The organism is Nocardia sp. NPDC058176, from assembly GCF_042883805.1.
In the GTDB taxonomy this organism is placed as follows: domain Bacteria; phylum Actinomycetota; class Actinomycetes; order Mycobacteriales; family Mycobacteriaceae; genus Nocardia.
The window spans coordinates 1250890-1274686 of the sequence record NZ_JBHVVA010000001.1; the positions used below are offsets into that span (position 1 = coordinate 1250890).

The 23797-nt window shown below is 69.1% G+C and carries 20 protein-coding genes; 12 read left to right on the forward strand and 8 right to left on the reverse strand.

The annotated features are described in order from the left end of the window. Positions 1-126 precede the first annotated feature (126 nt). From ACFVVM_RS05885 to ACFVVM_RS05895, 3 genes are read left to right on the forward strand one after another with little or no spacing between them, the layout of a single operon-like run. Positions 127-1503, forward strand: a complete 1377-nt coding sequence (locus ACFVVM_RS05885) for an MFS transporter (RefSeq protein ID WP_387613400.1) — start codon at positions 127-129, stop codon at positions 1501-1503. Next, the gene (locus ACFVVM_RS05890; protein WP_387613403.1) at positions 1500-2246 is read left to right on the forward strand and encodes a 3-hydroxybutyrate dehydrogenase; all 747 of its coding nucleotides are present in this window, start codon (positions 1500-1502) and stop codon (positions 2244-2246) included. Before ACFVVM_RS05885 ends, ACFVVM_RS05890 begins: the two co-directional genes overlap by 4 nt. Then, a complete protein-coding gene (locus ACFVVM_RS05895; RefSeq protein ID WP_387613405.1) occupies positions 2243-4189 on the forward strand; it encodes an acetoacetate--CoA ligase in 1947 nt (648 codons plus the stop codon). Before ACFVVM_RS05890 ends, ACFVVM_RS05895 begins: the two co-directional genes overlap by 4 nt. A gap of 100 nt (positions 4190-4289) precedes the next feature. Here ACFVVM_RS05895 and ACFVVM_RS05900 read toward each other — a convergent pair whose 3' ends face one another. Next, positions 4290-4970 (reverse strand): helix-turn-helix domain-containing protein, encoded by a 681-nt coding sequence (locus ACFVVM_RS05900; RefSeq protein WP_387613408.1) that lies wholly within the window; start codon positions 4968-4970, stop codon positions 4290-4292. A 222-nt stretch (positions 4971-5192) separates the two neighbouring features. Between ACFVVM_RS05900 and ACFVVM_RS05905 the strand changes: the two genes are divergently transcribed. Next, on the forward strand, positions 5193-6377 hold the full coding sequence (locus ACFVVM_RS05905) for a cytochrome P450 (RefSeq protein WP_387613411.1): 1185 nt from the start codon (positions 5193-5195) through the stop codon (positions 6375-6377). Positions 6378-6480: 103 nt separating this feature from the next. On the opposite strand, the gene ACFVVM_RS05910 is transcribed toward ACFVVM_RS05905, so the two are convergent. The 5 genes from ACFVVM_RS05910 to cysD are packed head-to-tail and all read right to left on the reverse strand — an operon-like array spanning position 6481 to position 12410. Continuing rightward, complete coding sequence (locus tag ACFVVM_RS05910; RefSeq protein WP_387613414.1) at positions 6481-7614, reverse strand: sulfotransferase family protein; 1134 nt, start codon at positions 7612-7614, stop codon at positions 6481-6483. A gap of 17 nt (positions 7615-7631) precedes the next feature. Beyond that, positions 7632-8417, reverse strand: coding sequence for an SDR family oxidoreductase (locus ACFVVM_RS05915; RefSeq protein WP_387613416.1), 786 nt, complete (start codon positions 8415-8417; stop codon positions 7632-7634). Beyond that, the gene (locus ACFVVM_RS05920) at positions 8414-9631 is read right to left on the reverse strand and encodes a hypothetical protein (RefSeq protein ID WP_387613419.1); all 1218 of its coding nucleotides are present in this window, start codon (positions 9629-9631) and stop codon (positions 8414-8416) included. The genes ACFVVM_RS05915 and ACFVVM_RS05920 overlap by 4 nt, the downstream gene beginning before the upstream one ends. After that, positions 9628-11505 (reverse strand): adenylyl-sulfate kinase, encoded by a 1878-nt coding sequence (cysC, locus tag ACFVVM_RS05925; protein WP_387613422.1) that lies wholly within the window; start codon positions 11503-11505, stop codon positions 9628-9630. Before cysC ends, ACFVVM_RS05920 begins: the two co-directional genes overlap by 4 nt. Next, the gene (gene cysD, locus ACFVVM_RS05930; protein ID WP_387613425.1) at positions 11505-12410 is read right to left on the reverse strand and encodes a sulfate adenylyltransferase subunit CysD; all 906 of its coding nucleotides are present in this window, start codon (positions 12408-12410) and stop codon (positions 11505-11507) included. The genes cysC and cysD overlap by 1 nt, the downstream gene beginning before the upstream one ends. 89 nt (positions 12411-12499) lie before the next feature. On the opposite strand from cysD, the gene ACFVVM_RS05935 reads away from it, so the two are divergent. Together ACFVVM_RS05935 and ACFVVM_RS05940 are read left to right on the forward strand one after the other, a co-directional pair. Next, a complete protein-coding gene (locus tag ACFVVM_RS05935) occupies positions 12500-13432 on the forward strand; it encodes an IclR family transcriptional regulator (protein ID WP_387613428.1) in 933 nt (310 codons plus the stop codon). A gap of 744 nt (positions 13433-14176) precedes the next feature. After that, positions 14177-15178, forward strand: a complete 1002-nt coding sequence (locus ACFVVM_RS05940) for a hypothetical protein (protein ID WP_387613431.1) — start codon at positions 14177-14179, stop codon at positions 15176-15178. A 107-nt stretch (positions 15179-15285) separates the two neighbouring features. Here the strand turns inward: ACFVVM_RS05940 and ACFVVM_RS05945 are convergent, their stop codons facing one another. After that, positions 15286-15801 carry a MarR family winged helix-turn-helix transcriptional regulator gene (locus ACFVVM_RS05945; protein ID WP_387613434.1) on the reverse strand — a complete coding sequence of 172 codons (516 nt, stop codon included), beginning with the start codon at positions 15799-15801 and terminating at the stop codon, positions 15286-15288. Between the two features lie 96 nt (positions 15802-15897). Between ACFVVM_RS05945 and ACFVVM_RS05950 the strand changes: the two genes are divergently transcribed. Then, the gene (locus tag ACFVVM_RS05950; protein WP_387616763.1) at positions 15898-17985 is read left to right on the forward strand and encodes an MMPL family transporter; all 2088 of its coding nucleotides are present in this window, start codon (positions 15898-15900) and stop codon (positions 17983-17985) included. Between the two features lie 105 nt (positions 17986-18090). Beyond that, complete coding sequence (locus ACFVVM_RS05955; RefSeq protein WP_387613436.1) at positions 18091-18936, forward strand: DUF5995 family protein; 846 nt, start codon at positions 18091-18093, stop codon at positions 18934-18936. Between the two features lie 58 nt (positions 18937-18994). On the opposite strand, the gene ACFVVM_RS05960 is transcribed toward ACFVVM_RS05955, so the two are convergent. Continuing rightward, positions 18995-20722, reverse strand: coding sequence for a GMC oxidoreductase (locus tag ACFVVM_RS05960; RefSeq protein WP_387613439.1), 1728 nt, complete (start codon positions 20720-20722; stop codon positions 18995-18997). Between the two features lie 99 nt (positions 20723-20821). On the opposite strand from ACFVVM_RS05960, the gene ACFVVM_RS05965 reads away from it, so the two are divergent. From ACFVVM_RS05965 to ACFVVM_RS05980, 4 genes are all read left to right on the forward strand, one after another. Next, on the forward strand, positions 20822-21538 hold the full coding sequence (locus tag ACFVVM_RS05965; protein ID WP_387613441.1) for a MerR family transcriptional regulator: 717 nt from the start codon (positions 20822-20824) through the stop codon (positions 21536-21538). 7 nt (positions 21539-21545) lie between these two features. After that, complete coding sequence (locus ACFVVM_RS05970) at positions 21546-22286, forward strand: TetR/AcrR family transcriptional regulator (RefSeq protein ID WP_387613444.1); 741 nt, start codon at positions 21546-21548, stop codon at positions 22284-22286. A 108-nt stretch (positions 22287-22394) separates the two neighbouring features. Then, on the forward strand, positions 22395-22967 hold the full coding sequence (locus ACFVVM_RS05975; protein WP_387613446.1) for a hypothetical protein: 573 nt from the start codon (positions 22395-22397) through the stop codon (positions 22965-22967). A 65-nt stretch (positions 22968-23032) separates the two neighbouring features. Next, positions 23033-23677 (forward strand): LysE family translocator, encoded by a 645-nt coding sequence (locus ACFVVM_RS05980; RefSeq protein WP_387613449.1) that lies wholly within the window; start codon positions 23033-23035, stop codon positions 23675-23677. Positions 23678-23797 lie beyond the last annotated feature (120 nt).

The window sequence follows — 23797 nt, forward strand, 5'->3', positions numbered from 1 at the left end:
GCAGAATGCTGGTGCGAAACTGACCATTGCGGCCGAGAAGGATCTGCACGAATACTCCTCGCAGAACATGTGGGTCACATCACAATTCGACTCGGATGTGATGTGGAGCATTGAAGGAGTGATCCGATGAGCGTGCGCAGCGCGGTCCGACCGGCCGGGGACGAGCCGGACAAAGCCCCCTCGGGCCTGCGGCGGGTGGTGGCCGCCTCGATGGCGGGCACCGTCGTCGAATGGTACGAGTTCTTCCTCTACGGCACCGCCGCGACGCTGGTGTTCTCGAAGGTGTTCTTCGCCCAGGGCACCAGCGAGCTCGACGCGATCCTGGCCGCGTTCGTCACCTACGCCGTCGGCTTCGCGGCCCGCCCGCTCGGCGGCATCGTGTTCGGCTACTTCGGCGACCGATACGGTCGCAAGCAGCTGTTGCAGGTGAGCCTGGTGCTCGTCGGCGGCGCGACCTTCCTGATGGGCTGTCTGCCGACCTTCAACCAGATCGGCTACTGGGCACCCGCGCTGCTGGTGACCCTGCGCTTCATCCAGGGCTTCGCGATCGGCGGCGAATGGGGCGGCGCGGTCCTGCTGGTGGCCGAGCACAGTCCCAGCCGCAGCCGCGCCTTCTGGTCGAGCTGGCCGCAGGCGGGCGTGCCGATGGGCAACCTGCTCGCCACCGTCGTCCTGCTGGTGCTGACCTCGACGCTGTCGGACGCGGCCTTCCTGAGTTGGGGCTGGCGCGTGGCGTTCTGGCTCTCGGCGGTGGTCGTGCTCGTGGGCTACTACGTGCGCACCAAGGTCACCGACGCCCCGATCTTCCTCGATGCGCAGCAGGCCAGGGAGCAGTCGAAGGCGACCGCGTTCAGCCCGTTCGAGGTGCTGCGCAAGTACCCGCGTGGCGTGTTCACCGCGATGGGCCTGCGGTTCGGCGAGAACATCATGTACTACCTGGTCGTCACCTTCTCGATCACCTACCTGAAGGTGCACGTGCAGGCCGACACCGCGACCATCCTGTGGTGGCTGCTCGCCGCACATGCCGTGCACTGCCTGGTGATTCCGCTGGCCGGGTATCTGGGCGACCGGTTCGGACGGCGGCCGGTGTATCTGGTCGGCGCGGTCGCCGCGGGCACCTGGGGCTTCTTCGCGTTCCCGATGATGGACAGCGGGCACAGCGCGGTCATCCTGTTCGCGATCATCATCGGGCTGGTCTTCCACGGCCTCATGTACGCCGGTCAGCCCGCCATCATGGCGGAGATGTTCCCGACCAGGATGCGGTATTCCGGTGTGTCGATGGGCTATCAGGTGACCTCGATCGTCGCGGGCTCGCTGGCGCCGATCATCGCGGTCCGCCTGCTCGACGTCTACGGGTCCTCGGTCCCGATCGCCTGGTACCTGGCCGCGGCGGCGGCGGTCACCGTGGTCGCGGTGATCTGTGCCAGGGAGACGCGCGGTATCGACCTCGAATCGGTCGACCTGGCCGACGCCGCCACCGAGGCGAAAGGCGTTGCGGCATGAGCGAACTCACCGGACGCACAGCACTGGTCACCGGCGCCGCGAGCGGGATCGGCGCGGCGTGTGCCCGTGACCTGGCCGCGCGCGGTGCCGAGGTGACCGTGGCCGATGTCGACGGCGTCGGCGCGAAGACGGTCGCCGAGGAGATCGGCGGGCACGCCTGGACCGTCGACCTGCTCGAGGTCGACGCCCTGGCCGCCCTGCGCCTGGACGTGGACATCCTGGTGAACAACGCCGGAGTCCAGCGCGTCAGCCCGATCGAGTCCTTCGACCCCGAGCAGTTCCGCGCCATGCAGACCCTGATGGTCGAGGCGCCCTTCCTGCTCATCCGCGCGGCGCTGCCGCACATGTACGCGCGGGGATTCGGCCGGATCGTGAACATCTCGTCGGTGCACGGGCTGCGCGCATCGCAGTACAAGGTCGCCTATGTGACCGCCAAGCACGGCCTGGAAGGGCTGTCGAAGGTGACAGCTCTCGAAGGGGGAGCCCACGGCGTCACCAGCAACTGCGTGAACCCCGGCTATGTGCGAACACCGCTGGTGGACAAGCAGATCGCCGAGCAGGCCGCCGCGCACGGCATCGCCGAGCAGGAGGTGCTCGAGCAGGTCCTGCTGACCGAGAGCGCGATCAAACGACTGATCGAACCCGAGGAGGTCGCGGCCTTGGTCGGGTGGCTGGCCTCCGACGCCGCGGGCATGGTCACGGGCACCTCCTACGTGATGGACGGCGGGTGGAGCGCGCGATGACGGTGGCGGCGCAGTGGGTGCCGAGCGAACAGCACATCGCGCAGGCGCGGGTGACGGCGTTCGCGCGGTTCGTGGAAGCGCGGCACGGGGTCTCGGTGGCCGACTATCACGCGCTGTGGCAGTGGTCGGTCGATGACCTGTCGGGGTTCTGGGGTGCGGTGTGGGAGTACTTCGACCTCGGCCCGGCGCCCGCGGAGGTGCTGGCCGGGACGGAAATGCCAGGAGCGCAATGGTTTCCGGGCGTGCGGCTGAACTACGTCGACCAGGTGGTTCGGCAGGCTCGTCCCGATCGTCCCGCGATCGTGACGGTGGACGAGGACGGCAGCCGCGTCGAGATGTCGTGGGCGGAGATGCTCGCCAGGGTGGGCGCTTTCGCTCGCACGTTGCGTGGGTTGGGAGTCCGCCCCGGCGATCGCGTCGTCGGGTACCTGCCCAACATTCCCGAAGCGGTCATCGCCTTCCTCGCGACCGCGAGCCTCGGTGCGGTGTGGAGCGCCTGCGGACAGGACTACTCCGCCGAGGCCGCGCGGGCCCGCCTCGGCCAGCTCGATCCCGTCGTCCTGGTGACCGCGGACGGCTACCGGTACGGCGGACGCGAACATCGCAAGATCGACGACATCGCCGCGCTCCGTGCCGAGCTGCCCGGGCTCGCGGCGACCGTGCTGGTGTCTCGGCTCGGCCTCGACATCCCCGGCACGCTCGACTGGGCTGCGGTGAGCATCGACGACGAACCCGGCCTGCCGACGGAGCCGGTCGACTTCGAGCACCCGCTGTGGGTCCTGTACTCCTCGGGCACCACCGGTCCGCCCAAGGGCATCGTCCACGGTCACGGCGGGGTGCTGCTCGAGCATCTGAAAGCGCTGGCGCTGCAGTCCGATCTCGGTCCCGACGACACCTTCTTCTGGTACACCAGCCCCAGCTGGATGATGTGGAACTTCCAGGTCGCGGGGTTGCTGGTGGGCGCGACCATCGTCTGCTACGCGGGCAGCCCCGCTCATCCGCACCCGGATGCGCTGTGGGACATCGCGTCCCGAGTACGGGCGACCGTCCTCGGTACCAGCCCCGGCTATGTTCTGGCCTGTGTGAAGGCCGGGTCGGTGCCGAAACGGGATCACGATCTGGGTGCGCTCCGGCTGGTCGGCGTCACCGGGTCGGCGCTGCCCGCGTCGTCGTCGATCTGGTTGGCCGACAATGTCGGTGCGCCGGTGTCCTCGATCAGCGGCGGGACCGATGTCGTGTCGGCCTTCGCCGGTGGCGTGCCGACGGTGCCGGTCCGGCCCGGTGAACTGTCCGCGCCCTACCTGGGCGTCGCGCTCGAGGCGTGGGACGAACACGGTGAACCGGTCCGGGGCACGGTCGGTGAACTCGTCGTCACGCGGCCGATGCCGTCCATGCCGGTGGGCTTCTGGAACGACCCGGACCGAACCCGCTACCGCGACGCCTATTTCCGCGACTGTCCGGGTGTCTGGCGGCACGGTGACTGGATCACCCGCACCGACCACGACAGTGTGATCGTCCACGGCCGCTCCGACGCCACCCTCAATCGCCACGGCATCCGCATGGGCAGCGCCGAGATCTACCAGGCGGTGGAACAACTCCCCGAGATCACCGATTCCCTGGTGATCGGTGCGGACCAACCCGACGGTGGCTACTGGATGCCCCTGTTCGTCGTCCTCACGCCCGGCACCACCCTGACCGAAGACCTCGCCACCCACATCCGATCCACCGTCCGCACCCACACCTCCCCGCGCCACGTTCCCGACGAGATCATTCCCGCCCCGGGCATCCCCAGAACCCGCACAGGCAAGAAGCTCGAAGTGCCCATCAAACGACTCCTCCAAGGTGCCACCTCCGCCCGAGCCATCGACCCCAACACCGTCGACGACCCGACGCTGCTCACCTGGTTCACCGAATTGGCCGAGTCTCGACGCCGAGGGGTATGAGCAACGTGATGCGCTGGGCAATCGGGAGTTTCCGCGCAATCGGGTCGTCACCCGCGTCGACATCGAAAGGTCCGGAAGCGCTGGCCGCTCGCGCTCTTGGTCAGGGGCGATGCCAGCGTTCGACGACTTGGACCATCTGCTTGCCGAGGTAGTCGAGGTAGCTGCCGATTTCGGCCAGGCGGGCGCCGGCGGGAGTGCTGACGCCGAGGAGTTCGGCGCCGTGGCGGGCGGCCTTGACTCGTTCTTCGGCAGCGCGGGCCAGGTTGAGTGTGGTGCGGTACCAGGTGTCACCGTCGATGTAGTAGTGGTCGCGGCGGCGCGAATCACGTTTGCGGCGCAGGAGATCCCGGGTTTCCAAGGCGTTGACGGCGGTGGAGATCGACGCGGGGCTCACGTCGAGGCGGCGGGCCAGTTCGGCGGCGGTGAGGCTGCCGGAATCGGTGAGGTGCAGGCAGGTCAGGACGCGCGCCTGCATCCGGGGCATGCCGTCGTAGACGAACAGTTCGGTGAAATGTGCCGCGAAATCACGAATCGCCTCGTCCTCGATCGGATCTGGCGGAGGTGGGAGTGCGGTCGCGCTGCTCCGCCGGGCTCGCGCCGCAGTGGCTCGATGGGCGCGGTCGGCACGGTAGCGACCGGGGCCGCCGTTGCGGGTCACTTCCCGGCTGACCGTCGAAGCGGGCCGGTCGAGCTGACGCCCGATGTCGGTGTAGCCGAGCCCGTCGGCCAGTCCCGCTGCGATGCATTCCCGCTCGTGCAGGGTGAGTCTGCCTCCGGGCATCGGTGCGGTTCTCCTTCGGGTCATCGGGCGGATCCAGTATTCGTTCAGCGGCACCTCATTGCATGACGGATGTCTGCTGTTGCGTTCGGCGGCAGGGCCATTGCAATGGTGAAATCGCTGTCACCTGCCATTATTGTGAGTAGCGGCTGTCAGTGCGTTGAGTGATCCCTGAAGGCAACCTAGCGTTCGGCAAATCCTGAACCCCAGCGTCAAAGGGATCCCATGACCGAACCGCTGACAACCGCCTTCTCGATGCCGACCCCACGTCCCGGAGTCATCGATCCGGCGCCCGACCCCGCGCACCCACGAAATGAACTGTCGCGCAGAGTGTTTCCCGATGGTCATCACGGTTGGCTGGCGACCGGCCATGCCACCGTCCGCGCGATCCTGGCCGATTCACGCTTCAGCGCGCGCACCGAGCTCCTGCACTCCCCGCTGGCAGATCTCGGCCCACTGCCCCCGGCATCGCCCGGCAGCTTCCTCCACCTCGACGCGCCCGAACACACCCGCTACCGAAAGCTGTTGTCCGGCAGATTCACCGCCCGCCGGATACAGCTGCTCACCGAGCGCGTGGCACAGCTCAGCACCGAATGCCTCGACGCCATGGAACGACACGGCGGCCCGCTCGACCTGGTTACCTCTTTCGCCCAACCGATCCCAGCCCTGACGATCTGCGAACTGCTCGGCGTCCCCGAAACTGACCGCGATCGTTTCCAGCACCTGGTGACCACCCTCGTCGCCGTGCTGAACGACCCGGACACGCCCCTCGACCAGGGCATCGCCGCGCTCGAGGAAACCCAGGAATACATGCGCGACCTGGTCGCCGCCAAACGATCCGCACCGACCGACGACCTCCTCGGCGACCTGACCACCACCGACCTCGCGAGCAGTGAACTCACCGGAATCGGCGTCCTCCTGCTGATCGGCGGCTACGAAACCACCGCCAACACCCTCGCCCTCGGCACCCACACACTCCTGCGCCATCCCGAACTCGTGCCCGCCCTACACGCCCATCCCGACCGGACCGTCGAGGAGCTGATCCGCTACCTGACCCCCGTCCACACCCTCACCCGCTCCGCCCTCGAAGACGTCGAACTGGCCGGTCACACAATCGAAGCCGGCGAATCGGTGGCGCTCTCACTGCAGGCCGCCAACCACGACCCCGCTGCCTTCACCAACCCCGACACCTTCGACCCGGACCGAAACACCCACGGGCACCTGAGCTTCGGCCACGGCATCCACCACTGCCTCGGCCACCACCTCGCCCGACTCGAACTACGAACAGCCCTACCCGCCCTGCTGTCCCGATTCCCCACCCTCCGCCTCGCCGTTCCGGCACGCGAAATCACCATGCGCCCAGACAGTTTGGGTATCTCCGGCGTAGGTCGGCTACCGGTGACCTGGTAGCCGACGAGACACCCAGGACGACCAGCACCTGGCAAGGGAAGCGATCGGTGCGAGCAGACGGCCACGGCGAGCGCGGATGGCGCCCACCGTGGCCGGTGTTGTGTCAGTGCGCGAAATGTTCGGCGACCAGCTCCTCGGTGAGGCCGTAGTCGGCGAGGGAGTAGTGGTGGGTGGGTTTGCGTGCGCCGGTGCGGCTTTCGTTGTCGAGAGCGGTGATGGCGGTGCGGGCTTCCTCACTCAGGTCGATGCCGATCGTGCGGTAGATGCCTTCGACGACGGCGAACGGGTCGGTGCGCAGGTCGTCGAAGTCGATGTCGAGGAAGGTGGCCTCGGGGTGGCGGGCGCGGGCCGCGGTGAACTCGCGCAAGCCGCGGGACCACAGCTCGAGCTGGGTGCGGCCGATGGTCTCGCCGGTGAAGACCGTCGACCAGCCACGGGTGGCGTGTTCGTTGAGGCTGCAGACCGACGGGATGATGGTGGCGGGGTCGCGGTGGGTCTGGATGACGATCGCGTCCGGGTACACCGCGAGCAGCGCGTCGAGGCACAGCAGGTGGCTGGGGTTCTTCAACACCCAGCGGCGGGTGTCGTTCATGCCGATGAGCTGCAGGTTCCTGCGGTGACGCGCGTAGGCGGGCGTCCAGTCCTGCGTCGAGAGCCACCGCGCGTAACTGGGCACGTAGGCCAGGCACTCGTAGGAGTGCGAGGTGAGCGACTGACGCAGCAGCTGCCAGCACTCCTCGACATCGGAGGCGCTCATGTAGTGCAGGCCCATGAATTCCGGATTCTGTACCTGGTGCTGACGCAGTCCCGCGTCGATCTGCTGATAGGCGGGATTCTCCGACCAGGTGTCACGCGGTGGACGTGGCTGCGGGAAATCCGTCAACCACATCTCGAGCCCCTGGTTGGCGGGATCAGCGGCCAGCAGCCGGTGCAGGGCGGTGGTGCCGGTGCGGGGGAGTCCGGTGACGAAAATCGGTCGGGTGACCGGTGTGTCGGCGTACCCGGGATTGGCCTTCCACGCCGCTTCGCTCAAGGCGCGCGCGATCAGGCTGCCGCGCAGGAAGAATCGCGACATCTTGCTGCCGAGTTCGGTGAGCCCGGCCTCCTCGCGATAGGAGTCGAGCAGCACCTGCAGCGCCTCGGTGTAGTCGTCGGTGCCGAAATCGGTGAGGCCGGTGAGTTTGGTGGCCGAGGCGTGCAGGTCGGCGACGGTGCCGACATCGGTGCGCACGGTCATGCGGGGGATCTCCTAGCTCAGTTGTGGTATTCGCCGCAGTTGACGTCGAGGGTCTGACCGGTGATCGCGCTGGCCCAGTCCGAGGCCAGGAACACCACGGCGCGGGCCACTTCGGCGGGTTCGGGCAGGCGCGCGAGATCGGACTTCGCGGCGGTCTGGTCGTAGACCTGTTCGGCGGTGATGCCGTACTTGCCGGCGATCTCGCCGAAATACCACTTCAGCTGGTCGGTCCAGATGTAGCCGGGCAGCACACTGTTGACCCGCACGCCCTTGCCGCCCAGCTCGGTGGCCAGGGTCTGCGACATGGCCAGCAGGGCCGCCTTGGTGAGTTTGTAACTGCCGTAGCGCGGTTCGGAATGCCGCACGACCATCGAATTGATCATCACCACCGCACCCTTGGCCTCGGCGAGCGCGGGGGTGAACGCCTGCGTCATCCGCAGCCCGCCCAGCACCGTCATGTCAAGGCTCGACCGGATGTGGTCGAAATCGGTGCGCTCGAGCGGCTTCATCGATGGTGTCGAGAACGCGTTGTTGACCAGCGCGTCGACCCGCCCGAACGTGTCGACGGTCCGCGTGACCAGATTCGCCACCGCCGCGTCGTCGGTGATGTCGGTCGGCACGCTCAGCGTCGCGCCACCGGCGGCCTCGATCTCGGCGGCCACCTCCAGCAGCCGCGATTCGGTCCGCGCCGCCAGCACGACCGTCGCGCCCGCCGCGGCGGCCTCCAGACAGATCGACCGGCCGAGCCCGGGCCCGACCCCGGATACGACGACGACCTTCCCGTCCAACAGTGCCCCGCTCATCCGAGCATCCTCTCTGCGAAGGCCCGCTGCCGGGCCGCGATCCGATCACGCCAGCCCGCGGCGTCGATCCGGTTGTCCTCGAAGTACGGAAGGTGTTGCGCGACTTCGTCGATCGCCACCACCGCGGCGGTGGGCCCGTCGGCCTCGGTCATCGGCCGATCGGTGCGCTGCCACCGGAATTGCAGAATGCCGCGGGTGCGGCCGGTGGTCTCGATCCAGTTCGTGATCCCCGGATCGCGCTCGCTCACCACCAGCCGGATCAACCCGTCCGGATCCACCTGCGCCTGCGCGTGATTGAGGCTGGTCTGATGGTTGACGTAGTCCAGCGAGATGTACCAGAGACTGCCCAGCTGGAACCCCTGATACGGCGCATCCGATTTCGGCACGGTGATCACCAGCGCCTGATCGTCGGCGAGATCGAAATGCCCGACCGAGGAGTACTGGGTGCTCAACCCGCCCGGGGTCAGCCGGGGCGCGGTGAGGGTGTTCACCGGCAGATCCAGATAGAACCACTTCGGGAAGTTGAACCAGGTGTGCACTCGCGTGAGCAGCATCTTCGCGGCGGCACCGTACCGCTTGCGCAGCCGCGCCAGATCGGGTTCCACGGGCGCGGTGCCGATGGTGTCGACTCGTTCGATCCGGATCGAGCCCTTGCGCTCGGTCCAGTCGCTGTAGACCTCGCGCACCGCCAGCATCGACGCCCCCTCGCCGAGTGCGAAGTAGCCGGGCCCGGCATCGGGTTTCGCCGGTCCGAACCGGATCGAGAAGCTGCCGTCGGGCGCGATCGGAATCCGGCGGTCGTCGAAGGCGTCTTCACCACCGGGCACGTCGGTGGCGGTGTAATCGCCTTTGAGCACCTGGAAACTCAGGTCGACGGTGCTGCCACGCACCCCGCTGACCACGTACTCGGCCCCGGGCTCGATGTTCGCGTGGTAGTAGAGCGTGTCCGGATTGTCCAGGCCCATCTTGGCGTAGGGCCCGGTCGAGGACACGAAATACGGGTGACTGGTGCCGTGAGCGCCCGAGAGCCGCAGGCAGGCGGCGGCACTCGCGGCGAGATAGTCGTAGCCCTCGGCGAGATCCTGCTCGTCGCGGACGAATTCCGCACCGGCGATGAGCTTCTCGGCTTCGGCGACGGCGGCGAGGAACGGCGCGGTGAGCGGTCCCGGTGGGGCGGTGCTACCGGCTTCGGTGGCGGTACTGGAGTGGGTCAACGGTCTGCGATCCCTAGCTCTCGGAGGATATGGGCGGCGATCTCGGCGGGGGAGCCGAGGTCAGGGGTGATGACGAGGTCGGCGTGCTCGGGGCGCTCGTAGGGCGATCCGATGCCGGTGAAACCGGGCAGCTCACCCGCACGGGCCTTGGCGTAGAGGCCCTTGGAATCGCGGCGCTCGCATTCGGCCAGCGGGGTGTCGACGAAGATCTCGTGGAACGGCAGCTCCCGATCGGCGTGCGTGGTGCGGGCGCGCGTGCGCTGAGCGGCGTACGGGCTGATCACCGAGACGATCGCGATCGCACCGGAATCGGCGAACAGGGCGGCGACCTCGGCGACGCGGCGCACGTTCTCGTCGCGGTCGGCGGCGGAGAAGCCCAGGCCCGCGTTGAGGCCGTGACGCAGATTGTCACCGTCGAGCAGGTAGGCGGGACGGCCCGCGGCGACGAGTCGACGTTCCAGCTCGACCGCGATCGTGGACTTGCCCGACCCGGACAGGCCGGTCAGCCAGAGCGTGGTGCCCTGGTGGGTGCGGTCGGTGCGTTCCACCGCCGAACGGTGCCAGACAACGGGCCGTGGCGAGAGTGATTCCTCGGCATGCTCGATGTGCCCGGCGCCGGTGTCACGGCCGGTGATCATTCCCGCGGCGACCGTCTGATCGGTCACCGGATCGATGAGGATGAAGCTGCCCGTGCGCCGATTCTCCCGGTACGGATCCGAGAGCAGCGGTCGTCGGCTGCGCAGATGGATGCGGGCGATGTCGTTGAGCGCCAACGTCTCCACGTCCTCGACGCGGTGCAGGGTGTTCACATCGAGCCGGTAGTCGATGGCGGTGACCTCCGCGGGCGCGGTCTGCGCGGCGGTGCGCACCAGATACTGGGCGCCCTCGCGCAACTGCGCGTCCTCGGCGAACCAGCACACCATCGCGTCCAGATCGGTCCCGAGCTGGGGACGATTGCCCGGCCGGGCCAGCAGGTCACCGCGGCCGACATCGATGTCGTCGTCGAGCGTCAGCGAGATCGCCATCCCGGTGAACGCCTCGTCGACCTTGCTGCCGCCCGGCCCCCAGATCTCACGCACGTGCGAGGTGCGCCCGGCGGGCAGGACGACCACTTCGTCACCGGGTTTGAAGATGCCACCCGCGACGGTGCCCGCGTAGCTGCGATGATCGAGCCCCTCCTGCGCCCGGATGACGTACTGGACGGGCAGCCGGGCGTCGATGAGATTGCGGTCCGAGGCGATGTGGACGTCCTCGAGCTGGCGCAGCAGCGGCGGCCCCGGATACCAGTCCATGTGCTCGGACCCGTCGACCACATTGTCGCCGAGCAGCGCCGAGACCGGCACGAAACTCAGGTCACCGACCGTCAATTTGGCGGCGAACGTGGCGAATTCGGTGCGGATCTCCTCGAACCGCTCCTGCGACCAGTCCACCAGGTCCATCTTGTTCACACACACCACCAGGTGCGGCACACCCAGCAGCGTCGCCAGGAAGGCGTGGCGGCGGGTCTGCTCGGAGACGCCGGTGCGGGCGTCGACCAGGATCAGCGCCAGATCGGCGGTGGACGCCCCGGTGACCATGTTGCGGGTGTACTGCACATGCCCTGGCGTATCGGCGATGACGAACTTGCGGCGCGGGGTCGTCACGTAGCGGTAGGCGACATCGATGGTGATGCCCTGCTCGCGTTCGGCGCGCAGCCCGTCGGTCACCAGCGCGAGATCCGCACCGGCACCGCCGCGTTCGGTGCTCAGCCGTTCGATGGCGGCCAGCTGATCGTCGAACAGCGACTTGGAGTCGTAGAGCAGCCGGCCGATGAGCGTCGACTTGCCGTCGTCGACGCTGCCCGCGGTCGCCAGGCGCAACAGATTGCGGCGCATCAGAAGTAGCCCTCTCGCTTGCGATCTTCCATCCCGGTCTCGGAGATCCGGTCGTCGGCGCGGGTGGCGCCGCGCTCGGTGAGGCGGGTGGCCGCGGTCTCGGCGATCACCTTCGCCGGGGTGTCGGCGGCGCTTTCCACGCACCCGGTGCAGGTCGCGTCGCCGACCGTGCGGAACCGCACGGTCGCCTCGAAGGTCCGCTCCTCGGCGGAGGGGGTGATGAACCGGGTCGCGGACAGCAGCATGCCATCGCGTTCGACGACGGTGCGCCGATGCGCGTAGTACAGCGTCGGCAGTTCGACGGCCTCCCGGTCGATGTACTCCCAGATGTCGAGTTCGGTCCAGTTCGACAGCGGGAACACCCGGATGTGCTCACCCGCCTGATGCCGTCCGTTGTAGAGGTTCCACACCTCGGGCCGCTGCGCCCGCGGATCCCACTCACCGAATCGGTTGCGGAAGCTGAACACCCGCTCCTTGGCCCGCGCCTTCTCCTCGTCGCGGCGCGCGCCGCCGAACACCGCGTCGAAGCGGTGCTCACCGATCGCGCGTAGCAATGTGGTGGTCTGCAGCGGATTGCGTGTGCCACCGGCGCGTTCGACCGCGCGACCGGCGTCGATGTCGTCCTGCACCCGCGCGACGAGCAGCCTGGCCCCGGTGCGATCGGCGGTGCGATCGCGGAACTCGATCACCTCGTCGAAATTGTGGCCGGTGTCCACGTGCAGCAGCGGAAACGGCAGGGGCGCGGGCCAGAAGGCCCGTCGAGCCAGGTGCAGCAGCACCGCCGAATCCTTGCCGCCGGAGAACAGCAGCACCGGCCGTTCGAAGGTGGCGGCCACCTCCCGGAAGATGTGCACCGACTCGGCCTCGAGAGCCGCCAGGTGCGTCAATTCGTACCCCGCCTGCACTGTTCACCCACTTCGTTCCTGCGCTGTCGTCGGGCGGAAATCCGCCGACGAGTTGCGGTGTCGAATATTCGACGCTATTGTTCGATATTGTGACACCGACGATAAGCCGGGCCGTGGACGCCGGTCAAGAGGCGATTCCGGATCCGGCCCGCGATGCCGAAGTTTCCGGTGCCCCCTCGCCGCCGACGCACCGGGTGGTGCGGGTGCTCGAACTGCTGTCCCGGCACGCGACCGAACGCCTCTCCCTGGCCCGTATCGTCCGCGAAGCGGGCCTCTCGCGTGCCACCGCGCACGCCGTGCTCGCCCAGCTCACCGCCGACGGCTGGACCGTGCGCGACGACGACGGCTGCTACGGCATCGGCCTGCGCCTGCTGACGGTCGCGCGCCGCGCCGAGGCGGCTTTCCCCTTGCGTCGCACCGCGATACCGCACCTGCGCGCGCTGTCCGAGCAGGCCGGTGTGCCGGTGTTCCTCGCCGAGCGTGACGGCGAGAACATCGTGGTCACCGAGGTCGTCGGGAACCCGTCGGCCAGCTGGATCCGGCCGGGACGTCGGCTGCCGCTCGCGCCGCCGGTCTGCCGCGAATTCATCGCCTGGGCCCCGGAATCCGCGCGCACCGCCTGGCTCGCCACCGCCGATCCCGCCCATCGCGACCGGCTCACCCGCGTCCTCGCCGAGATCCGCACCCGCGGCTACTCCGTGGAACGCCTCGTCGACGACTCGACCCCGATGCTGGAAGCCCTTGCGGGCTTGCGTGATTCGCCGATCACCGCCGCCTTGCGCGCCCAACTCGGGTCCGTCATCACCGAACTGATCACCATCGACTACCTGCCCGACGAACTGGGTGCCGAGAACGCGGTGGTCACCCTCGCAGCCCCCATCCGGGATCGCGGCGGCGCGGTGGTGGCCGCGGTCGTCAGCTGCCCGGACACGCGTTTGTCGGCTCAGGAGCTGAACGACCTCGGCGCGGCCACCGTGGCGGCCGCCGACCGGATCACGAACGGCGGTGCGGACGAAGGCTGACGCTGCGATCTGCCGCCGGGCAACCCGGCCTCGACCCGACCATCGTGACGGGTGCGGGACGACATCGAGTCCGGTAGCGCGGTCGAACGTGCCGCTGGCCGCAATCCGCTGCAGATGGCCACGTTGCTGCACCTGCTGTAGGCCACCGTATTGCTGCGCGCGATCGGGTGCGCACCGGCGAGCGTAGGCGACATCGGTGGCGTCGAGGCCCGCAGCGATGAGCTCGCTTTCGCCGCGGTGTTCGGTGGTGCGGCGCCGCGCGCGTGTTGAGCTCCCGGAACGGGGTCGGCCCGGCCGGGACTCGCGTGTCGCCGCGTGCCGTTCGCCATTACCCTGTCAGGGAAGCCTGACGCGGTACGACCCGACGGACGGTCGCGGTGACAGGTGGCGAGGAGGGACGGGGACGTGGCGAACGACAGCGATCGGTGGTGGGAGGCGCCAGGAATGTCGGATCCGAACGCGGGCCAACAACCACCCGTAGCGGACCCGACACTCCTGGCAGGCGGCTCGGGCGGAAGCCCGCAGCCTGCCGCTCCAGGACAGCCTGGTGTGACCCCACCGGGTACGGGGCCCTACTCCCAACCCGCCGTCGGCCAGCCGTATGGCACTGCGCCGGTAGCGGATCCGACGATCCTCGCCAGCGGCTCCGGGGGAACTCCACCGCCTGCCGCTCCGCCGGGCTATCCCGGTGCGACCCCACCGGGCACAGGGCCCTACTCCCAGCCCGCGATCTCGCAGCCGACCATGGCGCAACCACCCGTGGCGGACCCGACGATCCTGGCGGGCGGCTATGGCGGAGCTCAGCAGCCTGTCGCGGATCCGACGATCCTCGCCGGGGGACAGTTCGCCGCGCCCCCGGGAACCACCCCGCCGCCTGGTTCGGGCCAGTACTCGCAGCCCGCGATCTCGCAGCCGTATGCCTATCCGCAACAGCAGTACCCGCCGCAGTACGCCGGGCAGCAGCCGTACCAGCAGCAGCCCGGGTACGCCCAGCAACCGTATGGGTATGCGCCCCAGGCGTATCCGGGCCCACCGCGCCGCAACGGTGGTTCGGGGACGATCGTCGCGGTGGTGGCGCTGATCGCGGTGGTCGTCATCGGCGGGGCGGTGGCCCTCGCCTACGCGGCAGGCGCGTTCGACGACAGTTCGACCGCGGCGTCCGCGACCACTTCGGTGACCCCGACCGGCCCACTGACCGGCACGTCGACGGCGCCGGTCTCGCCGGGTGCGCAGGGTGTGCTCATTCCCGAGTATCGCGTCGCCTATGACGTTCCGACGGCGTGGACGATCGACTCCGAGTACGCGAGCGTCTCGCTGACCGGTCGCACCGGAACCTTCGCCGGACGCGGCAAGACCTTCGAGGGCGCCAGCTTCTGCCCCGGCTCCGCCTACCGCGCGCTGGCGGGCGTCGGCACCAGCACCGAATCCGACCCGGCCGCCGCCGCGACCGCCGTGGCCAAGATCTCCGCGGAATCCGGCTACTCCGACTCCACCGGCGGCAAGCTCACCACACCCACCTCCCTGACCACCCAGAGCGGCCTGACCGGCCAGTTCGTCGAGACCTCCGGCCCGTGGACGCCCAGGGTCGCAGGCTGCACCGTCAACGCGTACTCGGTCTACACCTTCGCCTTCCAGAATGCCGCGGGCCAGGTGCTGGCGCTGACGATCCTGGCCGACCGCAACGCCACCGGCGAACTGACCGCCGCCGAGGCCAAGAAGATGATCACCAGCCTGCGCCTGGTGTAAACGACCGACGGGCCGCCGAGGTGCTGGCGGCAGGTGTGGCGGTGCACAAGGAGGTTCGGTCTGGCACTGCCGAGCCTCGACGTGGTCGAGTCGAACTCCGGCCAGTCCTAGTCGGCGACCTGTCCGGGCTCGGGCAGTTCGGCGTAGAACTCCCGCAGCGCGGCTGTGACGCCGACGAGTACGCGATGGGCGGCGGCCAGGTCGCTGTCGGGGAGCTCGCTCAGTGCTGCCTTGGTGCGGGCGCTGAGTGGGCCGAAGAATCCTGCCGCCACGGACATGCCGTGGTCGGTGTAGCCGAGGTGGACGCGGCGCCGATCTGTGGCGTCGGGTACTCGCTCGAGATGGCCGGATTCGATCATCCGCTCGACCAGGTAGGTCACCGCGGGCGCGGAGACACCCATGAGTTTGCTCAGCTGGCCGGCCGTCACCGGCGCGCCCTCGGCATCCGCGGTCGCTACGTGCATCAGCGCGCGGAAGTCGTTCGGGCGCAAGTTGTTCGACCTGGCGAAGACATGGCCGATCTGTTCGGAGATCGCGGTCAGTGCGCGCAGGTCCCGAGCGATCTCGGTTTGCAGCGCTGACCGGTCGACGGCCGGATCGGTGTTCGCGGTGTCCTCGCCCACGCGCTGTCTCCTCTCGCTGTTCGGCTGCGAGCTTAGCGTCTGGTCCGGGTGGGTGTTGCTCAGTAGTTAAGTTTCTGAAATAGTTTCGGCGTGCGAGTGAGCGACGGAAATGGATGGGACCGGTTCGCCGGGCTGGTCACCGGACGGCGATCGTGGGCGGTGCTGCTGGCCGTTCTCGTGGCCGCGGTGGCCGTGATGGGGTTGGCAGGCGGCAACGACAGCGCGGGGGAGGCCCCGGTATCGCTGCCCTCGTCGGCCGAATCCGCGCTGGCCGCCGAGGCTGCCGCGCGATTCCCGGATGCGGGGACCGCCACCGCGATCATGGTGGCCACCCGCACCGACGGCGCCGCATTGACCCCGCCGGACCTCACCGCGCTCGATGCCGCGCTCACCCGGGCAGGCGTGCCCACACCCGAGGGACCTCGCCTCGCGCCCGCGCCCGACGGACTCGCCGTCATCGCCCAGATCCCGGTGCCCGCGGAACTGAACGGCTTCGCGCTCACCGACCGGATCGCGGAGCTGCGCGGCGCCCTCGCCACCGACCTGCCCGAACCGCTGCGGGTGCAGGTGACCGGCGGCCCGGCCTTCGGCGCCGACATCGCCGACTCGTTCTCCGGGGCGAACGCCTTGCTGCTGATCGTCACCGCGCTCGTGGTGATGCTGCTGCTGATCGTCACCTACCGATCACCGATCCTGTGGCTGGTCCCGCTCACGATCGTCGGCCTGGCCGACCGCGTCGCGATCAGCGTGGACACCGCGCTGGCCCAGCTCACCGGCCTCACCTTCGACGGTTCCACCTCCGGCATCACCAGCGTCCTGGTGTTCGGCGCGGGCACCAACTACGCCCTGCTGCTGGTATCGCGCTACCGCGACGAACTGCACCGGCACCCCGACCATCGCGTGGCCCTGCGCGCCGCGGTGCGCCACGCGGCGCCCGCGATCGTCGCCAGCAATGTCACCGTCGTCCTCGCGCTGCTGACCCTGCTGCTCGCCCTGCTCCCCAACACCCGCAGTCTCGGCGCCTTCGCCGCGGCCGGACTGGTCGTGGCGCTGATCTTCGTGCTCGCGGCCCTGCCGCCCGCCCTGGCGCTGTGTGGACGACGGGTCTTCTGGCCGTTCGTGCCGCAGGCCGACGGCCGCGACACCGCCGAACACGGCGTCTGGTCCGCCGTGGCCACGCGCGTGGTCCGACGCCCCGGAGTGGTCGCCGGTATCGCGTCGGTGATCCTGGTGCTGCTGGCAACCGGGCTCGCGACCACCGATATCGGACTCTCACGCACCGAGCAGTTCCGGGTCCAGGCCGAATCGGTCGACGGGCTCGCGACCATGGCCAAGCACTTCCCGTCCGGCTCCTCCGACCCGGCCGTGGTAATCGCGCGAACCGACGCCGAGGCCGCCGTGCAGCGGGAACTGGATGGCGTGCAGGGGGTTTCGCGCGCGACCGTGAACGGAGCCTTCGACGGCGCCACCCGCTGGTCGGTCGTGCTGGACGCGGAACCGGGCTCGGCCGAGGCGTTCACCACCATCGAAGCGATGCGAGCGGCGGTCGGCGCGGTGCCTGGCGCGGAGGCACTCATCGGCGGATCCGACGCCGAGGCGCTCGACATCCGCGATGCCGCCCGCCGGGACCAGGCCCTGGTCATCCCGCTGATCCTGGTGGTCGTACTCCTGGTCCTACTTGCGCTGTTGCGGGCGGTTCCGGCCGCGGTGCTGCTCGTCAGTGTGACGGTGCTCAGCGCGCTCGCCGCGCTCGGCGCGGGCAGCTGGATCAGCGGCACGGTGTTCGGGTTCCCGGCACTGGACACCAACGTGCCACTGTTCGGCTTCCTGTTCCTGGTCGCCCTGGGAGTGGACTACACGATCTTCCTGGTGACCAGGGCGCGCGAGGAGGCCGATACCTACGGCACGACCAGAGGAATGGTGCGGGCCGTCGCCTCGACCGGAGCGGTCATCACCAGCGCCGGTGTGGTTCTCGCCGCGGTGTTCTGTGTGCTCGGTGTCCTGCCGCTGATCACGCTCACCCAGCTCGGCATCGTCGTCGGAATCGGCATCCTGCTCGACACCTTCGTCGTGCGGACCCTGGTCGTTCCCGCGCTGTTCGCCCTGCTCGGCGACCGGGTCTGGTGGCCGACCGTGCCCGCGAGAACCGAAGCCGCACAGGCCGAGCCGGTCCACGCCACCTGAGGTACCACCGCGCTGGCGCGTCGATGAGCCGGATCGGCACGAACATGGTGAGATCTGCGGATGCGGGTTTCGAGCGGGGCGGCTGCCGTCGCCGCGACACTGATCATGTCCCTGCCACTGGTCGGCGCCGGACCGGCGACCGGCGCGGTCTCCGACACGGCCTGCGGCTCGACCCTGTCGGCGACCGACATCGCCGAGGTCGCACGCCTGTCCGACACCTCGGCCCTCAGCGGCACCGACGATCTGGCCCGGCTCGAGGACGCGGTCGCGCGGCACCACCGCATCACCGCGATCCTCGTCGAGCACCGAGACCTGCGCGGGCTGTTCGCGATCGGGCTCGACGGCGTCGAATACGCCGCCGTCATGCCGCTACAGCGTGACCCAGGCGCCTTCCAGAACCGCGCCTACGCGCACGCGATCAGCCTCGAGCTGCTGAGCCGGTTCCTCGACAACCTGCACGCCGAATTCACCGGCGGCATCGCCGAACCGCAGTGGGCGCACTACTTCGCGCTGACCAAGGACTGTGAGGTGTCCCGCGCCAGAACGGCCATGGCCGGATACAACGCGCACCTGACCGTGGACCTGACCTATTCGGTGGCCGCGATCGGCACCAGACCGGAGAACGCGCCGGACTACTTCAAGATCGTCGCCGCGATCGCCGCGGCGGGTGACGTCATCATCGAGCGCACCAAGGCCGTCTACGACGCCGACCTCGGGCCGCTGTGGCGGTTCTACTTCGTGGGCGAGGGTTTGGATCAGCTCTTCGGCGAAGGTGTCGCCACCGAGCAACTGCTCATCGCCGCCGACCTCGGTGCGAACACGGTCATCTTCGCCAACGGTCTCGCCCTCCAGGACCCCGCGCTCGCACCTGCGGTTCGCGCCGAGGTGACGGCACTGTGGCAGGCGGCCGACCTGGCCTTCGAAGCGCTGGCTCGCGTCAACGCACTCTGACGCGAGAACGGCCCCGGACTCGCGGCGAAACCACAAGTCCGGGGCCGTCTTTCGAGACTCAGCCCGCGGTCTTCTCCTTGCCGCGGATCTCCACGATCGGCAGCACCAGCGCGGCGGGCGCGCCCTCGGGCACCACCGGCTGGACGGGCGCGACCGGCGCGATCCGCGAGTACCCGGCACTCTGCTCGGGCCGGGTGTCCACCTCACCCTTGTTCGGCCAGTAGGCGGCCGCGCGCTCGGCCTGGGCGGTGATGGTGAGCGAGGGGTTCACACCGAGATTCGCCGAGACCGCCGCACCGTCGACCACACTGAGCGTCGGGTAACCGAAAACCCGGTGATAGGCGTCGATCACGCCGTGCTCGGGATCGGCGCCGATGGCCGCCCCGCCGAGGAAGTGCGCGGTCAGCGGAACGTTGAACACCTCGCCCCAGGTGCCGCCCGCGACACCGCCGATCTTCTCCGCCACCCGCCGGGTGACATCGTTGCCCGCCGGGATCCACGTCGGATTCGGTTGGCCGTGGCCCTGTTTGGAGGTCAGCTTGCGACGACCGAACAGGCCGCGCTTGGTGTAGGTGGTGATCGAATTGTCCAGGTGCTGCATGACCAGCGAGATGATGGTGCGCTCGCTCCAGTTCTTCACGCTGAGGAAGCGCAGCATCAGCAGCGGATGCAGGATCACGACCCCGAGGAACCGCAGCCAGCGCGGGATCTTGCCGCCACCGTCGACCATCAGCGTCTGCATCAAGCCCATCGAGTTGGAACCCTTGCCGTAACGCACCGGCTCGACGTGGGTGTCGGGGGTGGGGTGGATCGAGGACGTGATCGCGACACCCTTGGTGAAGTCCTGGCCCGGCGCCAGCGTCTTGGTCGCCGCGCCGACGATCGACTCGGAATTGGTGCGGGTCAGCAGGCCCAGCTTGTCCGAGAGTTTCGGCAGCGCACCCTGATCGCGCATGGCGTGCAGCAGCTTCTGCGTGCCGAGCGTGCCCGCGGCCAGCACCACGTGCTTGGCGGTGTAGGTCTTGGGGGCCTTGCGCACCCAGGCGCCGGTGCGCTCGGTGGCGACATCCCAGCTGCCGTCGGGCAGCGGCCGCAGCGCCGACACCGTCGTCATCGGAATGACCTGCGCGCCAGCCTGTTCCGCGAGGTACAGGTAGTTCTTGACGAGGGTGTTCTTGGCACCGAACTTGCAGCCGACCATGCAGTCACCGCACTCGACACAGCCGGTGCGCTGCGGACCGACACCACCGAAGTAGGGGTCGGCCACGGTCTCGCCCGGCTCGCCGAAGAACACACCGACGGGGGTCTGCACGAAGGTGTCACCGACGCCCATGTCCTCGGCGACGGCCTTGAAGATCTCGTCGGCGGGCGTCATGTGCGGGTTCTGCACCACGCCGAGCATCTTCTTGGCCCGCTCGTAGTACGGGGTCAGCTCGGAGCGCCAGTCGGTGATCTCGCGCCACTGCGGGTCCTGGAAGAACGGCTCCGGCGGCACGTAGAGGGTGTTGGCGTAGTTCAGCGAGCCACCGCCGACGCCGGCGCCGCCCAGGATCAGGACGTCGCGCAGCGGGTGGATGCGCTGGATGCCGAAGCAGCCGAGCTTGGGCGCCCAGATGAACTTGCGCAGGTCCCAGCTGGTCCTGGGCAACTCGTCGTCGGCGAAACGGCGACCGGCCTCGATGACACCGACCGTGTAGCCCTTCTCGACCAGGCGCAGGGCGGTGACGCTGCCGCCGAAGCCGGAACCGACGATCAGGACGTCGAAGTCGGTGGTGCGCTCGGGCATGCGGGAGCTCCTCGATCGGTGTCAACAGTGACGTGGGTAACGCTAACGTCGACAGCCAGAGCTGTCAAAGTTAGGCATGGCTGGCCCTATGCTGGTCGCGTGCCCCGATACACCCGCGCCGAACTCGCCGACGTCAGTGGTGTCGCGGCGCGCACCATCCGCTACTACCACTCCCTCGGCGTCCTGCCGAAACCCGGCCGCGCCGGCAAGGAGGTGGTGTACTCCGACCAGCATCTGGACCGGCTACGCGACATCGTCGCCATGCAGGCGCGCGGGCTGCGCCTCGAGGCCATCCGCGAGGTGTTCGACGCCGAACCGCAGGCCGGTGACTGGCGCACGCTGTTCGACCCGAGGGCGGGGGAGCGCGCCGACGCCGTCGACGACGCCGAACTCGCCGAGCTGCTCGGCGAGCGCGACGCCGATGTGCTCGCCGAGCTGATCGCCGCGGGCTATCTCGAACGCGACGGCGACCGGTGGGCGGTTCCGGACCGGGCCATGTTCAAGGCCGCGCTGGTGCTCTACGACGTCGGCTTCGACGTGACGCTGAGCGGTGTGCTGCGCACCCTGATCAGCTCGCGCCTCGCCGAGTTGGCCGACGAGGTGGTCCGCACCGTGCGCGACGCGGCGGGCACCGCCTATGGCGGGGAGGACGTCGCCGTCGACCTGAGCCGGTTCCGTGACCGGATGCTGGCGGTGGCCTGGGAGGTCGGCGGCGCCACCTTCGCCGCCGAGATCGAACGCGCCGCCGCGGCGGACCGCCCGGTCGAGGACACGGTCGGACACCCCGATCTGCACGACGCCGCCGGTGGGCGATGATCGGAGGATGAGTTCCGATCAGCTCGGTCCGCGGGCCCGCGCCCGCGCGCAGACGATCGCCGAGATCAAACGCATCGGCCGCGAGCACCTGACCTCCCAGGGCGCCGCCGCGCTGTCCCTGCGGGCCGTGGCCCGTGACCTGGGCATGGTGTCCTCGGCGGTGTACCGGTACGTGAGCAGCCGCGACGAATTGCTGACCATGCTGGTGGTCGACGGCTACAACGCACTCGGCGACGCGGTCGACACGGCCCTGACCGACGCACCCGACGACCCCGCGACCCGGTTCCGGATCCTCGCGCGGACCGTGCGGGAATGGGCACTGGCCGAACCGGCCTGGTACGGGTTGCTGTACGGCACCCCGGTGCCCGGCTACGACGCCCCCGCCGAGGACACCAGCGCGCCGGGGGAGCGTGTGATCTCGACCATGCTCCGCGTCATCGACGGTGCGTACCGTGCCGGACTGCTCACCCCGCCCGGTGCCGAACCCGCGATCTCCGCCCGCACCGCCGCCGATTTCACGGCGATTCGCGAGGAGTTCGACCTGGCCACCCCGGACTGGCTGTTCGCCGCCGCGCTCGGCGCCTGGACCACCCTGTTCGGCGCCGTGAACTTCGACGTGTTCGACATGTACGGCCGCGACACCTTCACCGACCGGGCCGAGATCTTCGACCTCCAGATCGAGCAGCTACTCGGCTCGCTCGGCTTCGCCGTGCCGCGTCCGGTTTCCACGGACCGATCGGTACGGTAGCGATCTAGGTGGTTCCCGCGGTATGTGGGGTGAGAACTGTGTGAACGGCGATGCCCGAGGGCCTCGCCAACGAACGGGAGTACCCGATTGAATTCTCGCGAGGAAATCTTGCGCCGAGTCCGTGACGGGCTGCTCGACCTCCCCGACGACGAGCGTCGGGTGCCGATGCGCCGCTCCACGGGCACCGGCGAGACCGCCGATCCGGCCGAGCACGCCGCCGTCCTCGCTCGATTCGCCGAGCGGTTGCGCGAGCACGGCTCGCTGGTTCGCAATGTCGACCTGGCCGGCCTGCCCGCCGCGGTCGCCGACGTCCTCTACGGGATGAGCGTGCAGTCGGTCCTGGCCGCGGTCGAGCCCGGCCCCGCCTGGCTCGACCACTGGGCCAGCGCACCCGGCCACCGCGTCCTGCACGGCGGCACCGCCTCGGTGGACGCGGGCGACGCGGTCGTGCGTGACGCCGTGGCCGGCGATGCCTCCACCGGCTCGCTCGCCCTCGACGTCGACGGCGCCCCCGGCGTCTCCGAATCCGTCCCGCAGGTGTGCGTCGTCCGCGCCGACCGCGTCTACGGTTCCCTCCCCGACGCCCTCGACCGCCTCGACCCCCGCCGTCCCCTCGTCTGGCTCGGCGGCCCCGGCGACACCGGCCTGTCCCGCCAACTGGTGGTTCTGCTTGTCGAATAGCGGGGTGCCACCCGGCGGTGGAAACCCGTTGCGAGCGCAGTCGTTCGCCGCTAGCGTCCGGCTGCATGGTCTCCTGGGCTCACCTGCTGTCTTTCGCGGGGCTGTCGTTCCTGTTGGTGCTGATTCCCGGTCCGAGCGTGCTGTTCACCATCAGCCGAGCGCTCACGGTCGGACGGCGCGTGGCCCTGTTGACGGTGGTCGGCAATGCCGCGGGCGTGTACGCGCAGGTCGTGGCGGTCGCGTTCGGTCTCGGCGCGCTGGTCGCCACCTCGGCGACGGTCTTCACCGCGGTGAAACTCGCCGGGGCGATCTATCTGGTCTATCTGGGTGTGCAGGCGATCCGACATCGCGCGGACTTGGCCAGGGCGATCGAGCCGGGCGCGGTGACGCGGACCTTCTCCACCGCGGCCGCCCTGCGCGACGGATTCGTCGTCGGTTTCGCCAACCCGAAGACGATCGTGTTCCTCGCCGCGCTGCTTCCGCAGTTCGTCGACACCGCCCGGGGTGCCGTTCCGCAGCAGATGTTGCTGCTCGGTCTGTGCATTCCCGCCTTCGGCCTGATCTGTGACTCGATCTGGGCGTTCGCCGCCGACACCACCCGCACCTGGTTCGCGCGAACTCCACGCCGCCTGGCCGCACTCGGTGGGACCGGTGGCCTGGCCATGATCGGTCTCGGTGCCTCCCTCGCGTTCACCGGCCGAAAGGACTGAATCGGGCAAGGTCTCGATTTCGGACTCGCGGGGCCGCGGGGGTTGTCTGGGACCGTGAGTCTCAGTTATTCTCGGATCAACCGGTGTGACGGCGCTTACAGCGCTGGGCGGCCGGATGCG